General features: G+C 74.6%; 3 protein-coding genes. 1 reads left to right on the top strand and 2 read right to left on the bottom strand.

Translation table 11 applies throughout. The features are described 5' to 3' along the window. Positions 1-103 precede the first annotated feature (103 nt). Both Q8O71_01590 and Q8O71_01585 read right to left on the bottom strand, forming a co-directional pair. Entirely contained in the window at positions 104-514 is a 411-nt protein-coding gene (locus Q8O71_01590; GenBank protein ID MDP2705073.1) for a hypothetical protein, read from the bottom strand. A 4-nt stretch (positions 515-518) separates the two neighbouring features. Continuing rightward, a complete protein-coding gene (locus tag Q8O71_01585; protein MDP2705072.1) occupies positions 519-1,121 on the bottom strand; it encodes a hypothetical protein in 603 nt (200 codons plus the stop codon). A gap of 70 nt (positions 1,122-1,191) precedes the next feature. Here Q8O71_01585 and Q8O71_01580 point away from each other — a divergent pair. After that, the coding region (locus Q8O71_01580; GenBank protein ID MDP2705071.1) for a hypothetical protein at positions 1,192-1,527 on the top strand (336 nt) is incomplete at its 3' end.

The raw sequence follows: 1,527 nt of genomic DNA, 5'->3' as shown, positions 1-1,527 counted from the left end.
CACCGCCGCGGATGGCTTTGCTGGGTGGGAAACCACCATTCGCCGCAGCGCAGGCACCGGCGCGGGCGCTTGGGCGCGGGCTTTCGCTGCGTGGCGGCCACGCTTAGTCCGCCATCCGTCGTTGCGTCCGCTCGTCCCGTTGCTGCACCACCTGGTACGTGCCCGCCGGCAGCGAGAAATGCGCATGCTCGGGGTGCGTGACCACGAACCGCTCCGGGCTCACGACGCACGGGCCGAGGAACGCCGTGGCCGCCGCACCAGGCGGCGGCGTGGTAGCCGCGTAACACGGCGCCTCCGCCACATGCCGGCTCCCCTGCGTCGTGCCCTCGGCGAGCTGGCGCGACGGGAGCGCCGGCCCGTGCGGATGCCCGTCCGCCACGCGCACAAGGAGCACGTCGCCCTGTCGCACGTACTGACCGTGCGCGATGGCGTGGACGTGGCGCACGTCGCTCGCCGCCGCCTGGGCCGCCGCCTGGATCACGCCCAGGATCTCGTCACTCGTCTGCGTCGTCATAGTCCTAGCTCTCTGCGAGGCACAGCGACTCGCTGAGCCCGCCGTTGCTCCGCTGGAGCGCGGCCGACACCGTGTCGTCCTCGGCGCTCGCCGGGATCGTATACACCCGTCGCGTGGAGCCGTCCGTCAGGATCAGCCACCGCGGCCACTCGGGATCGTCGATCTCCACCAGCGCCCGCGGCGCCGAGCCTACAGCGCCCGTGCCGCCGTCGCAGTCCACGAGCCGAGAGCCGACCGCGCGCAGGAACGCGAGCGTCCCGTCGTAGTCCTCGGGGCGCTCGCGCACGTCCGGGCCGAATCGCTCGCGGAGCACACGCCGGACCTCGGCATCATCCTCGGCCTGGATCTCGGCCACCGTGATCGTCTGCGGCGCCTCGATCACGTGCGCCGGCACGAGGACGCCGTGCCAGAAATAGAGCGGCTCCACGTCGGACTCCACCGCCGGCCCGTCCGCGCGGTGCAGACGCCGGGTGGTCGCGGCCACCTCGACGTGGACGCGGGGCTTGGCGGCCCAATAGAGCACGGTGTCCGTCCAGTAGGCGATCCACGCCCCGGCGCGGAAGGCGTCGTAGGCCGGTGCGCTCCACGACAGGACGGCGGCATCCATATTCTCCCGAGCGCCGAGGTGGGTGACGCCGAGCCATGCCAACTCCTCGTGCCACCAGTAGGCGCGCTGGATGCACCATGCGGCGAACCGCTCCCGCGCGTCACGCGCGGCACTCGCGGCCCTCGCGGCCCTCGCGGCCCTCGCGGCACTCGCGGCACTCGCGTCCACCGCGGCACTCGCGTCCACCGCGGCACTCGCGGCCCTCGCGGCCCTCGCGGCCCTCGCGGCGCTCGCGTCCACCGCGGCCCTCGCGGCCCTCGCGTCCCTCGCGGCCCTCGCGGCACTCGCGGCACTCGCGTCCACCGCGGCCCTCGCGGCACTCGCGTCCCTCGCGTCCCTCGCGGCGCTCGCGGCGCTCGCGGCACTCGCGGCACTCGCGGCCCTCGCGGCCCTCGCGGCCCTCGCG

It is taken from the genome of bacterium, assembly GCA_030690305.1.
GTDB lineage: Bacteria > Patescibacteriota > Minisyncoccia > Phycocordibacterales > JAGLPS01 > JBBUCK01.
The sequence above is the reverse complement of the archived record's forward strand: the minus strand, read 5'-3'. Positions and strand labels throughout refer to the sequence as shown.